General features: G+C 66.5%; 12 protein-coding genes and 1 pseudogene. 4 read left to right on the top strand and 9 right to left on the bottom strand.

Features of this window, described 5'->3' with window-relative positions:
- Positions 1-60: 60 nt before the first annotated feature.
- The 3 genes from ACVOLJ_RS14690 to ACVOLJ_RS14680 form a co-directional block, all read right to left on the bottom strand.
- Complete coding sequence (locus ACVOLJ_RS14690) at positions 61-1,464, bottom strand: mannose-1-phosphate guanylyltransferase/mannose-6-phosphate isomerase (RefSeq protein WP_475279333.1); 1,404 nt, start codon at positions 1,462-1,464, stop codon at positions 61-63.
- A gap of 12 nt (positions 1,465-1,476) precedes the next feature.
- Positions 1,477-2,823 carry a phosphohexomutase domain-containing protein gene (locus ACVOLJ_RS14685; protein WP_475279332.1) on the bottom strand — a complete coding sequence of 449 codons (1,347 nt, stop codon included), beginning with the start codon at positions 2,821-2,823 and terminating at the stop codon, positions 1,477-1,479.
- A gap of 92 nt (positions 2,824-2,915) precedes the next feature.
- Positions 2,916-5,537 (bottom strand): DEAD/DEAH box helicase, encoded by a 2,622-nt coding sequence (locus ACVOLJ_RS14680; protein ID WP_481564441.1) that lies wholly within the window; start codon positions 5,535-5,537, stop codon positions 2,916-2,918.
- 173 nt (positions 5,538-5,710) lie between these two features.
- Here ACVOLJ_RS14680 and ACVOLJ_RS14675 point away from each other — a divergent pair, with 173 nt between their 5' ends.
- From ACVOLJ_RS14675 to ACVOLJ_RS14665, 3 genes are read left to right on the top strand one after another with little or no spacing between them, the layout of a single operon-like run.
- Positions 5,711-6,442 (top strand): CoA transferase subunit A, encoded by a 732-nt coding sequence (locus tag ACVOLJ_RS14675; protein ID WP_475279330.1) that lies wholly within the window; start codon positions 5,711-5,713, stop codon positions 6,440-6,442.
- Position 6,443: 1 nt separating this feature from the next.
- The gene (locus tag ACVOLJ_RS14670; RefSeq protein ID WP_475279329.1) at positions 6,444-7,076 is read left to right on the top strand and encodes a CoA transferase subunit B; all 633 of its coding nucleotides are present in this window, start codon (positions 6,444-6,446) and stop codon (positions 7,074-7,076) included.
- A gap of 47 nt (positions 7,077-7,123) precedes the next feature.
- Positions 7,124-7,711 carry an alpha-ketoglutarate-dependent dioxygenase AlkB family protein gene (locus ACVOLJ_RS14665; RefSeq protein ID WP_475279328.1) on the top strand — a complete coding sequence of 196 codons (588 nt, stop codon included), beginning with the start codon at positions 7,124-7,126 and terminating at the stop codon, positions 7,709-7,711.
- An 88-nt stretch (positions 7,712-7,799) separates the two neighbouring features.
- Here ACVOLJ_RS14665 and ACVOLJ_RS14660 read toward each other — a convergent pair whose 3' ends face one another.
- From ACVOLJ_RS14660 to ACVOLJ_RS14645, 4 genes are read right to left on the bottom strand one after another with little or no spacing between them, the layout of a single operon-like run.
- Entirely contained in the window at positions 7,800-8,441 is a 642-nt protein-coding gene (locus ACVOLJ_RS14660; protein WP_475279327.1) for an ABC-type transport auxiliary lipoprotein family protein, read from the bottom strand.
- Positions 8,438-9,364: an MlaD family protein gene (locus ACVOLJ_RS14655; RefSeq protein WP_100551507.1), complete on the bottom strand. Its 927-nt coding sequence runs from the start codon at positions 9,362-9,364 to the stop codon at positions 8,438-8,440. The genes ACVOLJ_RS14660 and ACVOLJ_RS14655 overlap by 4 nt, the downstream gene beginning before the upstream one ends.
- 3 nt (positions 9,365-9,367) lie before the next feature.
- On the bottom strand, positions 9,368-10,195 hold the full coding sequence (locus tag ACVOLJ_RS14650) for an ABC transporter ATP-binding protein (RefSeq protein ID WP_475279326.1): 828 nt from the start codon (positions 10,193-10,195) through the stop codon (positions 9,368-9,370).
- 1 nt (position 10,196) lies between these two features.
- Positions 10,197-11,318: an ABC transporter permease gene (locus ACVOLJ_RS14645; RefSeq protein WP_475279325.1), complete on the bottom strand. Its 1,122-nt coding sequence runs from the start codon at positions 11,316-11,318 to the stop codon at positions 10,197-10,199.
- A 92-nt stretch (positions 11,319-11,410) separates the two neighbouring features.
- On the opposite strand from ACVOLJ_RS14645, the gene ACVOLJ_RS14640 reads away from it, so the two are divergent.
- On the top strand, positions 11,411-12,670 hold the full coding sequence (locus tag ACVOLJ_RS14640; RefSeq protein ID WP_475279324.1) for a threonine/serine exporter family protein: 1,260 nt from the start codon (positions 11,411-11,413) through the stop codon (positions 12,668-12,670).
- An 86-nt stretch (positions 12,671-12,756) separates the two neighbouring features.
- Here ACVOLJ_RS14640 and ACVOLJ_RS14635 read toward each other — a convergent pair.
- Together ACVOLJ_RS14635 and ACVOLJ_RS14630 are read right to left on the bottom strand one after the other, a co-directional pair.
- A pseudogene (locus ACVOLJ_RS14635) lies at positions 12,757-13,134 on the bottom strand (H-NS histone family protein); the annotation flags it as partial.
- A gap of 222 nt (positions 13,135-13,356) precedes the next feature.
- A complete protein-coding gene (locus tag ACVOLJ_RS14630) occupies positions 13,357-15,060 on the bottom strand; it encodes a proline--tRNA ligase (protein ID WP_481564440.1) in 1,704 nt (567 codons plus the stop codon).
- Positions 15,061-15,314 lie beyond the last annotated feature (254 nt).

Genomic DNA, 15,314 nt, shown 5'->3' with positions numbered 1-15,314 from the left:
GGCGTGGATCTACCAGTCAACCAGCGAGAGCCGGGCCCTAGGCCCGGCGATGTCACAACCTCAACTCCGCCCGTAGGTATCTTCGAACCGCACGATGTCATCCTCGCCAAGGTAGCTGCCGGACTGCACTTCGATCAGTTCCAGCGGCAACTTGCCAGGGTTGCGCAGGCGGTGGGTCACGCCCAGTGGGATGTAGGTGCTCTGGTTCTCGCTCAGCAGGATCACCTCGTCACCGCGGGTGACTTCAGCGGTGCCGCTGACCACGATCCAGTGCTCGGCACGGTGATGATGCATCTGCAGGCTCAGCGTACCGCCGGGCTTGACCGTGATCCGCTTGACCTGGAAACGCTCGCCGTTGTCGATTGAATCGTAGGCGCCCCACGGGCGGTAGACCTTGCGGTGCCAGGTCGCTTCGCTGCGGCCGTCAGCCTTCAACTGCGCCACCACCGTCTTGACCTCCTGCATGCGGTCGGCCTTGCCGACCAGCACCGCATCATCGGTCTCGACCACGATCACATCATCGAGCCCGACCATCGCCACCAGGCGTTGGCCATAGGCATAGGTGTTGCGGCAGTCGATGGCGATCACATCACCCTGGTGCGCATTGCCATCGCCGTCCTGCTGCGATACATCGCGCAGTGCGGTCCATGAGCCGACATCATTCCAGCCGGCATCCAGCGGTACGACCACCGCATCGGCGGTCTTTTCCATCACCGCGTAGTCGATGGAGTCGGACGGCACGGCGGTGAAGGCGTCCTTGTCCAGGCGGGTGAAGTCGGCATCGCGGCGTGCGCTCTGCCAGGCGGCGCGGCAGGCAGACAGCATGGCCGGCTGCAGGCGCTCCAGCTCCTGCAGGTAGCGCGAGGCCTTGAACAGGAACATCCCGCTGTTCCAGTAGTACTGGCCGCTGGCCACGTAACCGGTGGCGGTGTCCAGGTCAGGCTTTTCCACGAATCGCTCGACCGCGCGCACGCCCTGGCCATCGGCCGCCTTGATGTAGCCGTAGCCGGTTTCCGGGCCTGTGGGCACGATGCCGAAGGTCACCAGCTTGCCGTCGTTGGCGGCGCTGGCGGCGGCCTGCACGGCAGAGCGGAAGGCGGCTTCATCGGTGATGACGTGATCGGAGGGCAGTACCAGCAGCAATGCATCGTCGCCATCGCGGGTGGCTTCCAGCGCGGCCACGGCAATTGCAGGCGCCGTATTGCGGCCGACCGGTTCCAGGATGATCGCGGCCGGTTCGGCGCCGACCTGCTGCAGTTGTTCGGCGGCAACGAAGCGATGTTCCTCGTTGGCGATCACCAGCGGTCCACGTGCGGCAATCGGCGCCACGCGCTGCCAGGTGGCCTGCAGCATCGTCAGTTCACCGGCCAGAGGGAGGAACTGCTTGGGATAGGCCTCGCGCGAGAGGGGCCACAGGCGGGTGCCGGAGCCGCCGGAGAGGATGACGGGCTGGATGGTACTCATGATCGTCCTTGCTTACGACTGGAGGAGGGCAGAGATTTCATCGGTGCGCGCCTGCATCAGCGCCGCGTCGCCACGCGCTTCGACGTTCAGGCGCAGCAGCGGTTCGGTATTGGAGCTGCGCAGGTTGAAGCGCCAGTCGCCGAAGTCGGCGCTGATGCCATCGGTATGGTCCAGCGCCGGCGACTGCGCGGCGAAGTGTTCCATCACCCGGGCCACGGACGCCTTCGCATCGCTGACCTTGAAGTTGATCTCGCCGCTGCACGGATAGGCGGCCATGCGGTCTTCGACCCAGTCGGCCAGCGAGCGGCCGCTTTCGGAAATCAGCTGGGCGATCAGCAGCCACGGGATCATGCCCGAATCGGCATAGGCGAACTCGCGGAAGTAGTGATGGGCGCTCATCTCGCCGCCGTACACGGCATCTTCGGCGCGCATCTTTTCCTTGATGAAGGCATGGCCGCTCTTGCACAGCACCGGCACGCCGCCGGCCTGCTCGACCATCTCCACGGTGTTCCAGACCAGGCGGGGGTCGTGCACGATCTTGCCGCCGGGGTTGCGGTCCAGCGCGGCCTTGGCCAGCAGGCCGACCAGGTAATAGCCCTCGATGAAGCGGCCGGTGTGGTCGAAGAAGAAGCAGCGATCGAAGTCGCCATCCCAGGCAATGCCGAAATCGGCGCCGTGCTGGCGTACCGCCTCGGCCGTGGCGGCGCGGTTTTCCGGCAGCAGCGGGTTGGGGATGCCGTTGGGGAAGGTGCCGTCGGGTTCGTGGCAGATGCGGATGAACTCGAACGGCAGGTGCGGTGCCAGCAGGTCGACGATGGCGCCGGCGCCGCCGTTGCCGGCGTTGACCACCAGCTTCAGCGGCTTGAGCTTGCCGGCATCGATATAGGACAGCAGGTGGTCGATGTAGGCGCTCTTGTCATGCTGGGCGGTCTGCCCGGCGCTGGCAGGCGCGGCCGGTGCGGTATCGGCCGCCACGGCATCGGAGATCGCGAACAGGCCGGTATCCGAACTGATCGGCCGGGCGTTCTGCTTGACCAGCTTCATGCCGTTGTAGTCCATCGGGTTGTGGCTGGCGGTCACCATGACCCCACCGGCCGCACCCAGGTGGTCGGTCTGGAAGTAGACCTCTTCGGTGCCGCACAGGCCGATGTCGATCACTTCGCGGCCGGTGCCGCGCAGACCCGCCGCCAGCGCATCCTGCAGCGCCGCGCTGGTCAGGCGCACGTCGTGCCCCAGCACCACCGGGCCTGGCGACAACTGATCGGCCAGGGCCACGCCAATGCGGCGGGCCAGCTCTTCGTTCAGTTCTTCCGGCACGCGGCCGCGGATGTCATAGGCCTTGAAGGCGGGCAGGGGCATCGTGGAATCCTTTGTCAGATCAGCTGGCTAGTGTAATCCCAGCGTTGTATGGGAATCGTTTCCATAGCCCCAACGGCGGCTGACCGCCGATGTCATGTGCGGGCGGTCCTGCGCTTGCCAGCGGTGCGTTTGCCTGGTGCGCCGGGCAGTGGAGACAGCAGCGCCTCCAGATCGGCTGCGTCGAAGCGGGGGCCGGTGCCGCCACCGCCTTCCAGGATCGCATCGGCCAGGTCGGCCTTGCGCTGCTGCAGGTCGGCGATCCGTTCCTCGATGCTGCCGGCGGCGATCAGCTTGTAGACGAACACCGGCTGATCCTGGCCGATGCGGTGGGCGCGGTCGGTGGCCTGGTTCTCGGCGGCCGGGTTCCACCAGGGATCAAAGTGGATGACGGTGTCGGCGGCGGTCAGGTTCAGCCCCACGCCACCGGCCTTGAGGCTGATCAGGAACACCGGAACCTCGCCCTGCATGAAACGCTGCACGGGCGTGACCCGGTTCTGGGTATCGCCGGTCAGGGTCACGTAGTCCAGGCCCATCCCATCCAGTGCCTGTGCGATCAGCGCAAGCATGCCGGTGAACTGGGAGAACAGCAGGATGCGGCGACCTTCCTCGACCATGGACGGCAGCATCTCGCGCAGCAGGTCCAGCTTGGCCGAGCCCGCGTTGCGTGCCGGCGTTTCGCCCGGCAGCAGGCGCGGATCGCAGCAGACCTGGCGCAGCTTCAGCAGCGCATCGAGCACCACGATGTGGCTGCGCGCCAGCCCACTGCCGTTGATCGCCTCGCGGACCTGTTTCTCCATTGCCACACGCACGGTTTCATACAGCTCACGCTGGCCGCCTTCCATCACCACGGTGCGGGTGATGACCGTCTTCGGTGGAAGTTCGGAGGCCACCTGGTCCTTGCGCCGGCGCAGGATGAAAGGGCGCATGCGCTGGGCCAGCAGTTGCGCGCGGCGGTGGTCGCTGCCGCGCTCGATGGGGTGGCGCCAATGCTGGTTGAACTGCTTTTCGCTGCCGAGCAGGCCGGGCAGCAGGAAGTCGAACTGCGTCCACAGCTCGCCCAGGTGGTTTTCCAGCGGGGTGCCGGTCAGGCACAGCCGATGGCGGGCCTGCAGCGTGCGCAGGGTGACCGCCGCACGCGATCTGGGATTCTTGACCTGCTGCGCCTCGTCCAGGATCAACAGGTGGTAGGAATGCGCCTGCAGCGCCTGTTCGTCGCGCCAGAGCAGGGGATAGGTGGTGAGTATCAGGTCATGCTCGGCAATGGCCTGGAACTGCGCGTCACGTGCCGGTCCGTGCAGGGCCAACACGCGCAGGTCCGGGGTGAAGCGCGCCGCTTCACTCTGCCAGTTGTGCAGCAGAGATGTCGGCACGACCACCAGGGCCGGCCTGTCCAGGCGGCCGCTCTGCTTTTCAACCAGCAGATGGGCAAGGGTCTGCAGTGTCTTGCCCAGTCCCATGTCGTCGGCCAGCACGCCGCCCAGCCCCTGCTGGCGCAGGTACTGCAGCCAGGACAGGCCTTCGAGCTGGTAGCTGCGCATCGTTGCACGCAGCCCCGTGGGTGCCGGTACGGCGGTCATGGCCGGCGCATCCAGCAGGCGCTGCACGCGCGCACGGGTATCGTCGCTGCTGTGCAGTCGCAGCTGCGCGGCTTCCTGCAATGCCTGCAGGCGGCCGCGGTCGTGCGCCTGCAGGCGCAGGGGTTGGCCGCGGTCACCGAACAGGTCCGCCAGCAGCGCGATCACCGGTTTCAGGCGACCCGCGCGCAGCGCCAGGCGCTCATTGTCGGCCGTGGTCAGCAACACGTTCTCGTCGTCGCCGATCGCGTCGAGCTGGCCGCGCAGCCAGCGCGGATCGGACTGCAGCACGCCGTGCAACAGCGGAACCAGCGCGACACGGCGGCCATCGACGTCGATGGTCAGGGCCAGGTCGAAGGTGGCACTTTCCGCAGGCGCCGACTGCACATCCAGGTCGATCTCGTCCACCCGGGTGATGCGGTGGCGGAAGCCATCGTCGGTCTCGATCTTCCAGCCCAGTGCTTCCAGCCGCAGCACGTCCTCCAGCAGGAAGCGGGTCCAGTCGAAACTGCGCAGCTCGAACAACGGACCACCACCATCGAGCACGATGCGGGGGTGCCGCTCGCGGTGCAGGTGCACGCTGCGCAGTTCAGCTTCGCGCTGGGCCTCGGCGGGAAGATCGCGCGGCAACAGGTAAAGCTGGCCCTCGGCGCCATGCACGAACAGCGATGGGTCGTCGAGAAAGCGCACATGCTCGCCGTACTCGAAGGCGACAGTGGCCACGTCCAGCCACTGCGAAGGATCGCGTTCGGTAAGCCAGGCCGGGCGGTACTCCATGCTGTGCAGATGGAGAATCGGCGTCATTGCCTGGACCTGCAGGGTCGGCAGCGTTGGATCGGCGGCCGGACGCAGCGTGCCGGCGTCGCCGTCCAGCGAAGTCTGCAGTGCCGCCAGCAGCACGGCGGCAACATGCTCGCAGCGGCTCCCTGCCGGGCAGGTACAGCGACTCTGCAACGGGCTGTGCGGTGCGCGGGCGCTGGCATCCAGGTCGATGGTCACGGCCCATTGTTCGACCTGCGCGGTCAGCAGCGGCGCCCGGTAGCCCAGCCCACGCACTGCCGATACGCGTTGGTTGCCTCTTTCCAGTGTCCCGGCATCCAGCCAGCGGGACAGCTCCCCTCCGGTGAATACTGCGGCCATGCGTCGTCCTGTCCTCTCCATCTGCAGCACGCGTTGCCAAGGGCACCGCAAGCGGGGAAGGGGACATTCTACGGATTGGCGGCCCGGCATGCTGGTTCATGCTGCGGCGCATCCCAGCCGGTAACCGCTGTACCGCTAGAATGGCTGCATTCTCACCGGGTAGGGCAGTAGAGATGCAGCAATCGACTTCCAGCGGCACGCGCAGCAAGCGTTTCGCCTCTGCGGCGGATGCCCTGCAGGGCGTGGTCGCCGATGGCCAGGTTCTGGCCGTGGGTGGCTTCGGCCTGTGCGGTATTCCTGAGGCACTGATCGCGGCGCTGCGCGACAGCGGGGCCAAGGGCCTGACGGTGATTTCCAACAACGCCGGCGTGGATGGCTTCGGCCTGGGCCAGTTGCTGGAAACCCGGCAGATCAAGAAGATGATTTCGTCCTACGTGGGCGAGAACAAGGAGTTCGAGCGCCAGTTCCTGGCCGGCGAGCTGGAGCTGGAGTTCAACCCGCAGGGCACCCTGGCCGAGCGCCTGCGTGCCGGCGGTGCGGGCATCCCGGCGTTCTTCACCGCCACCGGCTACGGCACCGTGGTGGCCGAGGGCAAGGAAACCCGCGAGTTCGACGGCAAGCACTACGTGATGGAAACCGCGCTGCGCGCAGACCTCGCGCTGGTCAAGGCGTGGAAGGCTGATGAGGCCGGCAACCTGGTGTTCCGCAAGACCGCACGCAACTTCAACCCGGCCTGCGCGATGGCCGGCAAGGTGTGCATCGTGGAAGTGGAAGAGGTGGTGCCGGTGGGCGCGATCGACCCGGACCAGGTGCACCTGCCGGGCATCTATGTGCACCGCATCGTGCACAACCCCACCCCTGAAAAACGTATTGAACAGCGCACCATCCGCGCGGAGGGCAACTGAGATGGCATGGACCCGCGATGAGATGGCCGCGCGCGCTGCGCGTGAACTGACCGACGGCGCCTACGTGAACCTGGGCATCGGCCTGCCGACGCTGGTGGCCAACCACATTCCCGATGGCGTGGATGTGTGGCTGCAGTCGGAAAACGGCCTGCTTGGCATCGGCCCGTTTCCCACCGAAAGCGAAGTGGACGCCGACCTGATCAATGCCGGCAAGCAGACCGTGACCGCGCGTGCCGGTGCCAGCTATTTCGGCAGCCACGACAGCTTCGCGATGATCCGCGGTGGCCACGTCAACCTGGCCATCCTGGGTGCGATGCAGGTGACCGACAAGGGCGACCTGGCCAACTGGATGGTGCCCGGCAAGATGGTCAAGGGCATGGGCGGGGCGATGGACCTGGTGGCCGGCGTACAGCGCGTGGTGGTGCTGATGGAGCACACCGCCAAGAACGGCGAACACAAGATCCTGGCCGAATGCACGCTGCCGCTGACCGGCGTGGGCGTGGTCGATCGCATCATCACCGATCTGGCGGTGTTCGATGTGACCGATGACGGCCTGGTGCTGGTGGAGACCGCCTCCGGCGTCAGCGATGATGAGTTGAAGGAAAAGACCGGCGTTGCGTTCAAGCGCGCCTGAGTGCTGTGGGGCGGCCGACCGCCGCCCCGCGTTCGCCGAGCCTGTCCATGCTGTTCCCTGAAGCGCTTCCTGATGCTGACGTACACCATCTGCCCGGTTGGCTTCCAACCGCCGACGCCGATCAGCTGCAGAAGGTCCTGGCTCAGCAAATCCCCTGGGAAACCCACCGCATCCGCATGTTCGGCAACTGGGTGGATTCACCCCGGTTGAGCTGCTGGATCGGTGATCCGCAGGCGCGCTACCGCTATTCAGGCGCTGAGTTCATCCCGCAGCCGTGGCCGCCGCATCTGTTGGCGCTGCGCGAGCGCCTGCAGGCGCAGGGCATCGGTGAGTTCAACAGCGTGCTGCTCAACCGCTATCGCGGCGGCGCTGACTACATGGGATGGCACAGCGATGACGAGCCGGAACTGGGTCCGGCGCCGTTGATCGCATCACTGAGCCTGGGCGCGGCCCGCCGGTTCCTGCTGCGCCGTCGCGACGACACCACGCGCAAAGCCGAATTCCTGCTGGCCCATGGCGACCTCCTGCTGATGGGGGGACAGACCCAACGCTTCTACCAGCACGCGCTGCCGAAAATGGCGCGGGTACAGGGCGAGCGCATCAACCTGACGTTCCGCTGGATCCATCCGCGTTGACCGGGGTTCGCCGGGCATGGCCCGGCGCTACCCATGGCACGCATCTCAGGTAGCGCCGGGCCATGCCTGGCGTGCGAAACGGGCAACCTCAGCGCTTCAGCGCCTGCTTGTCGTTCTGCCCGCTGGTCAGCGTCCAGCCCACCACGTCCTGCGCCACCTGCTGCAGGCCGCGCTCAAAGGCGGCGGCCACGGCCGCAACGTCGGTGCTGCCTACCGGCTGCGACTGTCGGAAGGTGCGATCAGCCACCACGCGCTGGCTGGTCACATCAATCAGCTTGGCGTTGATCTCGATGACCACCGTCGGCGTGGCCTGGCCCTGGTAGTCCGATTCGAAGCGGCGGATGTCGGTGGACAGCTTGTAGTCGGCGCGGATGCCGGCGGCCACGCGGGCCACGCCGTGGATGCGACCGGAATCCTCGAAGCCGCGCAGCAGCGTGTCCTCGATCATATCGGTGGCCGGCTGCGCCCAGCTGGCGCCCTTGTAGATTTCCAGCTCCGATGGCGTTGGCCGCACGTTGATGCGGGGGCTGTCGACCATGCGTGCGGCGCTGGGCTTTGCCAGCACCAGCTGCCAGTCGGCCTGCGGCCAGCTGGGGTCGACCTTCACCTGCACCGCGGGCGAGTACAGGGTGACCGGATTCTTGTCGCCGCTGCCGAGGATCGAACAGCCGCCCAGCAGGGACACAAGGGACGCGGCGAGCAGCAGGCGCGGAAGGGTGGTCGGGCTCATTTGGGTTCGAACTCCTTCGGTGCGTCGCGGCCAAGCAGGTAGCGCGCGGGGTTGTTCTCAAGCCGGTCGCTGACCCGGCGCAGGTCGCGGATCAGGCCGCGCAGTTCACCCAGGGTCGGGCCGAGCTGGCCCAGGCCGTCATTGGCGAAGCTGTTGATGGCCGCGCGGTTTTCGCCAAGGATCGAGTCGGCGTTGCCTGCAGCCGAATCGAGCTTGGCCAGGGTGGCATCGAGCTTGTCGATGATGCCCGGCAGCTGCTGCACCAGGTTCTTGTCCAGGCGTTCGATGGTGCCGTTGGTGGTCTTCAGGGTTGTATCCAGGCTGCGCGCGGCATCGCGCGCGCTGAGCAGCAGCGACTGGGTGCCCTGGTCGCGGTCGGCCAGGCCGCCACTGATCGTTTCCAGGTTGGCCAGGGTGGCGTTGATCGACGCCACGTTGCGGTCGCTGAGGATCTGGTCCATGCGCTCGACGATGCGGTTGGCCACGTCGGTGATGTTCTGCAGCGCTGACGGCGTGGTCGGGATGATCGGTGCCGGATCCTTGTTGACCGTGGTCAGCGCCGGCGACTGCGGCGTACCGCCGCTGAGCTGGATGATCGACGGACCGGTCAGGCTGGTGATCGCCAGCTTGGCGCGGGTATCGGTCTTGACCGGCGTGGTCGAGTTCAGGCGGATGCGTGCAACCACCTGGCGCGGATCGTCCGGCACCAGGTTCAGTTCGGTGATCGAGCCCACCGCGATGCCGTTGTATTGCACCGGGCTGCCGACCGACAGGCCGGTGACCGCCTCGCGGAACACCACCCGGTATTCCTGCCAGGTGCGGTCGGACGAATACTTGGCTGCCCACAGGCCGAAGGCCAGCAGGGCCAGGCCGGTGATCAGGGTGAACGCGCCGATCAGCACGTAGTTGGCTTTGGTTTCCATGGCTCAGGCACTCTCGATCTGTTCGCCACGCGCGGCGCGCGCGCGGGGTCCGTGGAAGTATTCCTGGATCCACGGATGATCCAGTTTCTCTATGTCCGGCAGCGGCGCATTGGCCACCACCTTGCGGTCGGCGATCACCGCCACCCGGTCGCAGATGGCATACAAGGTGTCCAGATCGTGGGTGATCAGGAACACGGTCAGGCCCAGCGCTTCCTGCAGGGTCTTGATGAGGCGGTCGAACGCCGCCGCACCGATCGGGTCGAGGCCGGCGGTGGGTTCGTCCAGGAACAGCAGCGGCGGATCCAGTGCCAGCGCGCGGGCCAGGCCGGCACGCTTGCGCATGCCGCCGGACAGCTGCGAAGGCAGCTTGTTGATCGCATCGGCGGGCAGGCCCGCCAGTTTCACCTTCAGCAGCGCCAGTTCGTAGTGCCAGCGCTCGGGCAGTTCGCGGTGGTGCTCCTTCAGCGGCACCTGCACGTTCTCGCCAACGGTCAGCGACGAGAACAGGGCACCGTCCTGGAAGAGCACGCCGGTATTGCGCTCGATGTGCAGCCGGCTCTCGGCATCGTCGGCACGCGCATCGCGGCCGAGCACCTCGATCTGTCCTTCATCGGGCACGCGCAGGCCCAGGATCGAGCGCATCAGCACCGACTTGCCGGTGCCCGAGCCGCCCACCACGCCGAGGATCTCGCCACGGCGCACGTCCAGATCCAGCCCTTCATGCACGGTCTGGCTGCCAAACCGGTTGAGCAGGCCGCGCACGCGGATGGCCAGGTCATGGCCGTCGTCGTCCTGCATGGGTATTTCCTGGGGCATGGGATGCGTGCTCATCTCACCAGTCCATATGCATGAACCACAACGCCGCAAAGGCGTCGATGATGATCACCAGCGAGATCGTCTGCACCACGCTGGAGGTGGTGCGCTCGCCGACCGACTGCGCGGTGCCTTCCACCTTCAGCCCTTCCAGGCAGCCGATCAGGCCGATCACCAGTGCGAACACCGGCGCCTTGGACAGGCCCACCAGCATGTGCCGCACTTCCATCGTGTCGTGCATGCGGGCGATGTACATCTGCGGCGGAATATCCAGATCGAACGCGCCGACGGTGATGCCGCCGGCCAGGCCGGCGATCATCGCGATGAAGGTCAGCAGCGGCAGCGTGACCAGCAGCGCGACCAGGCGTGGCAGTACCAGCAGGTCGATGGGGTCCAGCCCCAGGGTGCGCATCGCATCGATTTCCTCGCGCGCCTTCATCGCACCGATCTGCGCGGTGAAGGCGCTGGCGGTGCGGCCGGCCAGCACGATCGCGGTGAGCAGTACGGCGAACTCGCGCAGGAAGGCGATGTTCACCAGTTCGACCACGAAGATCTCCGCACCGAAATCGCGCAGGATGGTCGAACCGAGGAAGGCGATCACCGCGCCGACCAGGTAGGACAGCAACGCCACCAGCGGCACGGCGTCCAGTCCCACCTGTTCCATCTGGTGCACGGTTGCGGTCAGGCGGAAGCGGCGCGGTTCCTTGACCAGGCGCGCGGCCTTGACCAGGTTCTCGCCCAGGAAGCTGCACAGCGCCTTGATGTTGTGGCCGGTGGCATGGACGCTGACGCCCAGTCGTTCCAGCGCCGCCAGCACACCGAAATCACGCTTCGGCTTGGGGCGGTCATCGGCCACCTCCTCGATGGTGCACACCAGCGCCTGGTGGTCGGGCCGGAACTGCAGGGCATGCTCGCCCAGATCGGCGCGATGGGCCACCCGCAACACCTGCAGCACGCCGGCCGAATCGAGCTGTTCGATGCCGGTGGCATCGATGCCGGTCAACGTTTCGGGAACGCCACGCAGCGCTTCGGCCGCGGCCAGCGCGGTCTTCAGTGTCCAGTGGCCGGACAGGCGGATCAGCCCCGGGTCCTGGGCATCCTGTTCGAGCTGAGGGGCGTGATTCGGAGTCATGGGGGCCATTCGGGTCGCAGCATAACCGTTCTGAATTGCACGTCGCGTCGAACTCCGATGAATTTCTCCAGTGGAGCCCGACGTAGGTAATACTACGGCGCATGTCTGCAGACGCTCACACGATCCCCACGCCCCAGGCCACCTACGCGCAGCGCGTGGCCTTTGTTTCCGAGATCGCCGGACGCCTGCACAGCTATGGCACAACGGCCCAGCGCCTGGAAGCGGCGGTGGTTGCATTGGCCCGGCAGCTCGATCTGGATTGTGAACCGTGGTCGAACCCTACCGGCATCATCCTCAGTTTCAGCGACCCGGCGCAGGCCATCGGCTCCAGCGACATCACCCGGGTGATCCGCCTGGCCCCGGGTGAGAACGACTTGCACAAGCTCAGCGTGGCCGATGGGATCGCCGAAGAGGTGGCCAACGGCCGCATGAGCATCGCCCAGGGCCATACCGCGCTGCGCCAGCTGGACAAGGATCCGGGCCGGCGCGGCAAGCTGCGCACGATCCTGTCCTTTACCCTGGGCGCCGCCGGCGTCGCAGGCATGTGGAAACTGCCGTGGCTGGACATCGCCACCGCCGGCGCCATCGGCCTGCTGATCGGCCTGCTGGGCATGGTCACCGACCGCCGTCCTGCCAGTCGCGAAGCGGCCGAAGCGCTGGCCGCGCTGCTGGCCGGCATGGTTGCCACCGTGGTCGCCACCTTCGTGGGCGCGCTGAATCTCAACACGGTCATCATCGCCTCGCTGGTGGTGCTGCTGCCGGGCATGTCGCTGACCAATGCGGTCAACGAACTGGCCAGCCAGCACTGGGTATCCGGCACCGCGCGTTTTGCCGGTGCGTTGACCACGATCATGAAGCTCAGTGTCGGCGCGATGATCGCGGTCACCCTGGCCGATGTGCTGGGACTGGACCCGATGATCCGCGCCTCGCGGCCGCAGGGGCCGTGGGTGGAATGGGGTTCGCTGCTGACGGCGGCATTCGCCTTTGCGATGTTGTTCAAGGCCAACCGGCGTGACTACCCGTGGGTGATCGCGGCCTCGGTGGCCGGCTATGCAATTTCCAAATTCGGCGGCCACGCCTGGGGTACGCCGGCCGGCATCTTCCTCTCGGCAATGCTGCTCACTGCCGGCGGCAACCTGTTCGGGCGCGTGGTTGGCCGTCCCGGCGCGATCATCCGCCTGCCGGGCATCATCATGATGGTGCCCGGAAGCACCAGCCTGCGCGGAGTGCTGACCCTGGTGCAGCAGCAGGACGTGGGTGCAGGCCAGAGCGTGTTCCTGACCGTGCTGAACGTGGTGATGGCGCTGGTTGCCGGCCTGCTGTTCGGCAATCTGCTGATGCCCGCTCGCAAAACCCTGTAGGTGTGGACCGTTGTTCCACACACCGAAGAATGAAGAACGCCGGCTTTCGCCGGCGTTCTTCATTCCTTCCCGATCCGGCCTCAGGCCTTCTTGATCAGGAAATCTTCCGGCTTCTTGCTGCCCTTGGCGGTCAGTTCAGCCATCCAGCGCGGCTGCTTGCCGCGGCCGGTCCAGGTTTCCTTCGGATTGGCCGGGTTGCGGTACTTCGGCGCGACCTTGCCCAGCTTGCGACCGGCGGCCTTGGACGGGGCCTTGGCGGTCTTGGCGACCTTGCGTGCACGCGGCGCGGGGGCGTCGCCGAACAGTTCTTCGATGGTGTAACCCTCGGTCTTGGCCAGCTTGCTCAGCTGGGCACGCACCTTGGTGATCGGGCGACGCTTGGCGACGATGGTCTGCTGCTTCTTGGCCGTGCGGATCAATGCGCCCAGCTCACGTGCCGACAGGCCGGTCAGGTCGATGCTCATCAACGATTACTCCAGAAACTAATTTAGGGACAGGGACGAGCCGGTCCGTGGCGTCGCACGACAGAATAATGATGAATTAATCACAGCACAAATAGTCCCGGTCACCGCCTGTCGGCTGGATGGCCCGGTTGCGACTATTTTGACCGGATTATGTCCGCTGCGGTTTTCGCGGCGAACCACATCGGCCCAAAAAAAGACCGGGGCATGCCCCGGTCTTTCCGATCAACCCTGCAGGCGCTGCAGCAGGGTGGCCTTGTCCAGGCTTTCCGCCTCGGTGGCACGACGCGAGCGGTACTCGAAGGTTCCCGCCGCCAGGCCACGTTCGCTGACCACCACGCGATGCGGAATGCCGATCAGTTCCATATCGGCGAACATCGCGCCCGGGCGCAGCCCGCGGTCGTCCAGTGCGGCATCCAGGCCGGCCTCGCGCAGTTCCTGCAGCAGGCCTGCGGCAGCGTCTGCGACCCCGGCGTCACCCTTCGGATTGATCACGCAGACCACCACCTGCCACGGCGCCATCGCGTCGGGCCAGATGATGCCCGCGTCATCGTGGTTCTGCTCGATTGCCGCCGCCACCACGCGCGAAATGCCGATGCCATAGCAGCCCATCGCCATCACCGCCGCCTTGCCGTTCTCGTCCAGTACGGTGGCTTCAAGTGCCTTGGCATAGGTGCGGCCAAGCTGGAACACGTGGCCCACTTCGATGCCGCGGGCAATTCTCAGCTCGCCGCCATCGCGTGCACGATCACCGGCGCGCACGTTGCGGATGTCGGCCACTTCCGGTTCCGGCAGGTCACGGCCCCAGTTGACGCCGGCCAGATGGAAACCGGCCGCGTTGGCGCCGACGACGAAGTCGGACATCGCCGCCACTTCGCGATCGGCGACGACACGGATCGGCTTGGCCGGTGCCACCGGACCGAGGAAGCCGGGAACGCTGCCGAGGTATCCGGCGATTTCCGCTTCACTGGCAAAGCGCTGGTCTTCCAGACCGGCCACCTTGCCCAGCTTGATCTCGTTGACCTCGTGGTCACCGCGCACAAGCGCCAGCACGAACTGCTGGGCCTCGCCTTCGCCGGCCATCAGCGCCACCGACTTCACGGTGCGCTGCAGGTCGATACCGAGCAGGGCGGCGACCTCTTCGCAGGTCTTCTGGGTCGGCGTATCCACTTTCCGCATCGCTTCGCCGGCTGCGGTGCGCGCAGCGGGATCGGCGGCGACGGCCGCCTCCATGTTGGCTGCGTAATCCGAGCCGGTGGAAAACACCAGTGCGTCTTCGCCGGAGTCGGCGATTACATGGAATTCCTGCGAGGCGTCACCGCCGATCGCGCCCGAATCGGCCTGCACCATGCGGAAGTCCAGGCCAAGACGGGTGAAGATGCGGCTGTAGGCCACCTTCATGTTTTCGTACTCGCGCACCAGGTCTTCATCGTGCAGGTGGAAGGAGTACGCATCCTTCATCAGGAATTCGCGCGCACGCATCACGCCGAAGCGCGGACGGATCTCGTCGCGGAACTTGGTCTGGATCTGGTAGAAATTCACCGGCAGCTGCTTGTAGCTGGACAGCTCGCTGCGGGCGAAATCGCAGGCTGCTTCTTCGGCGGTCGGGCTGTAGCAGTAAACCTGGTCCTTGCGGTCCTTGATCTTCAGCAGCTGCGGGCCGAACTTCTGCCAGCGACCGGTCTGCTCCCACAGTTCCTTCGGCTGGATGGTCGGAATCTGGAATTCGACGGCGCCAGCACGGTCCATCTCCTCGCGGACGATGCGTTCGACCTTGCGCAGCACGCGCAGGCCCAGCGGCGACCAGGTGTACAGGCCCGATGCCAGCTTGCGGATCATGCCCGCGCGCAGCATCAGCCGGTGGCTGGTCAGCTCGGCGTCGCTGGGGGTTTCCTTGGTGGTGTGCAGGTGGAACTGGGAGAGGCGCATCGGCAGCTTCGGATAACGGCAGAGGGGCCTATTCTGCCAGCCCGGCCGGGGGTGGGGGTACTGGCAGGGCTTGCAGCCCTGCACCCGCAGAGGCAACGGCCACGGCTAGAGCCGAAGCAACAGCACAAGCGGGGTTCCTGTGGGGAGGCGGGGGGGGGGGGGGGGGGGGGGGGGGGGGGGGGGGGGGGGGGGGGGGGGGGGGGGGGGGGGGGGGGGGCGCGCGGGGGGGCGGGCCCCGGCGGCGCGCCGCCCCC

The organism is Stenotrophomonas sp. STEN046, from assembly GCF_056759755.1.
Note: the sequence above shows the minus strand (reverse complement) of the source record. Positions and strands in the feature narration are given on the sequence as shown.

What these genes read in the sequence shown, in the direction of transcription:
- ACVOLJ_RS14690 (WP_475279333.1), bottom strand. Translation starts at nt 1,464, where the DNA reads ATGAGTACCATCCAGCCCGTCATCCTCTCCGGCGGCTCCGGCACCCGC.
- ACVOLJ_RS14685 (WP_475279332.1), bottom strand. Translation starts at nt 2,823, where the DNA reads ATGCCCCTGCCCGCCTTCAAGGCCTATGACATCCGCGGCCGCGTGCCG.
- ACVOLJ_RS14680 (WP_481564441.1), bottom strand. Translation starts at nt 5,537, where the DNA reads ATGGCCGCAGTATTCACCGGAGGGGAGCTGTCCCGCTGGCTGGATGCC.
- ACVOLJ_RS14675 (WP_475279330.1), top strand. Translation starts at nt 5,711, where the DNA reads ATGCAGCAATCGACTTCCAGCGGCACGCGCAGCAAGCGTTTCGCCTCT.
- ACVOLJ_RS14670 (WP_475279329.1), top strand. Translation starts at nt 6,444, where the DNA reads ATGGCATGGACCCGCGATGAGATGGCCGCGCGCGCTGCGCGTGAACTG.
- ACVOLJ_RS14665 (WP_475279328.1), top strand. Translation starts at nt 7,124, where the DNA reads ATGCTGTTCCCTGAAGCGCTTCCTGATGCTGACGTACACCATCTGCCC.
- ACVOLJ_RS14660 (WP_475279327.1), bottom strand. Translation starts at nt 8,441, where the DNA reads ATGAGCCCGACCACCCTTCCGCGCCTGCTGCTCGCCGCGTCCCTTGTG.
- ACVOLJ_RS14655 (WP_100551507.1), bottom strand. Translation starts at nt 9,364, where the DNA reads ATGGAAACCAAAGCCAACTACGTGCTGATCGGCGCGTTCACCCTGATC.
- ACVOLJ_RS14650 (WP_475279326.1), bottom strand. Translation starts at nt 10,195, where the DNA reads ATGAGCACGCATCCCATGCCCCAGGAAATACCCATGCAGGACGACGAC.
- ACVOLJ_RS14645 (WP_475279325.1), bottom strand. Translation starts at nt 11,318, where the DNA reads ATGGCCCCCATGACTCCGAATCACGCCCCTCAGCTCGAACAGGATGCC.
- ACVOLJ_RS14640 (WP_475279324.1), top strand. Translation starts at nt 11,411, where the DNA reads ATGTCTGCAGACGCTCACACGATCCCCACGCCCCAGGCCACCTACGCG.
- ACVOLJ_RS14630 (WP_481564440.1), bottom strand. Translation starts at nt 15,060, where the DNA reads ATGCGCCTCTCCCAGTTCCACCTGCACACCACCAAGGAAACCCCCAGC.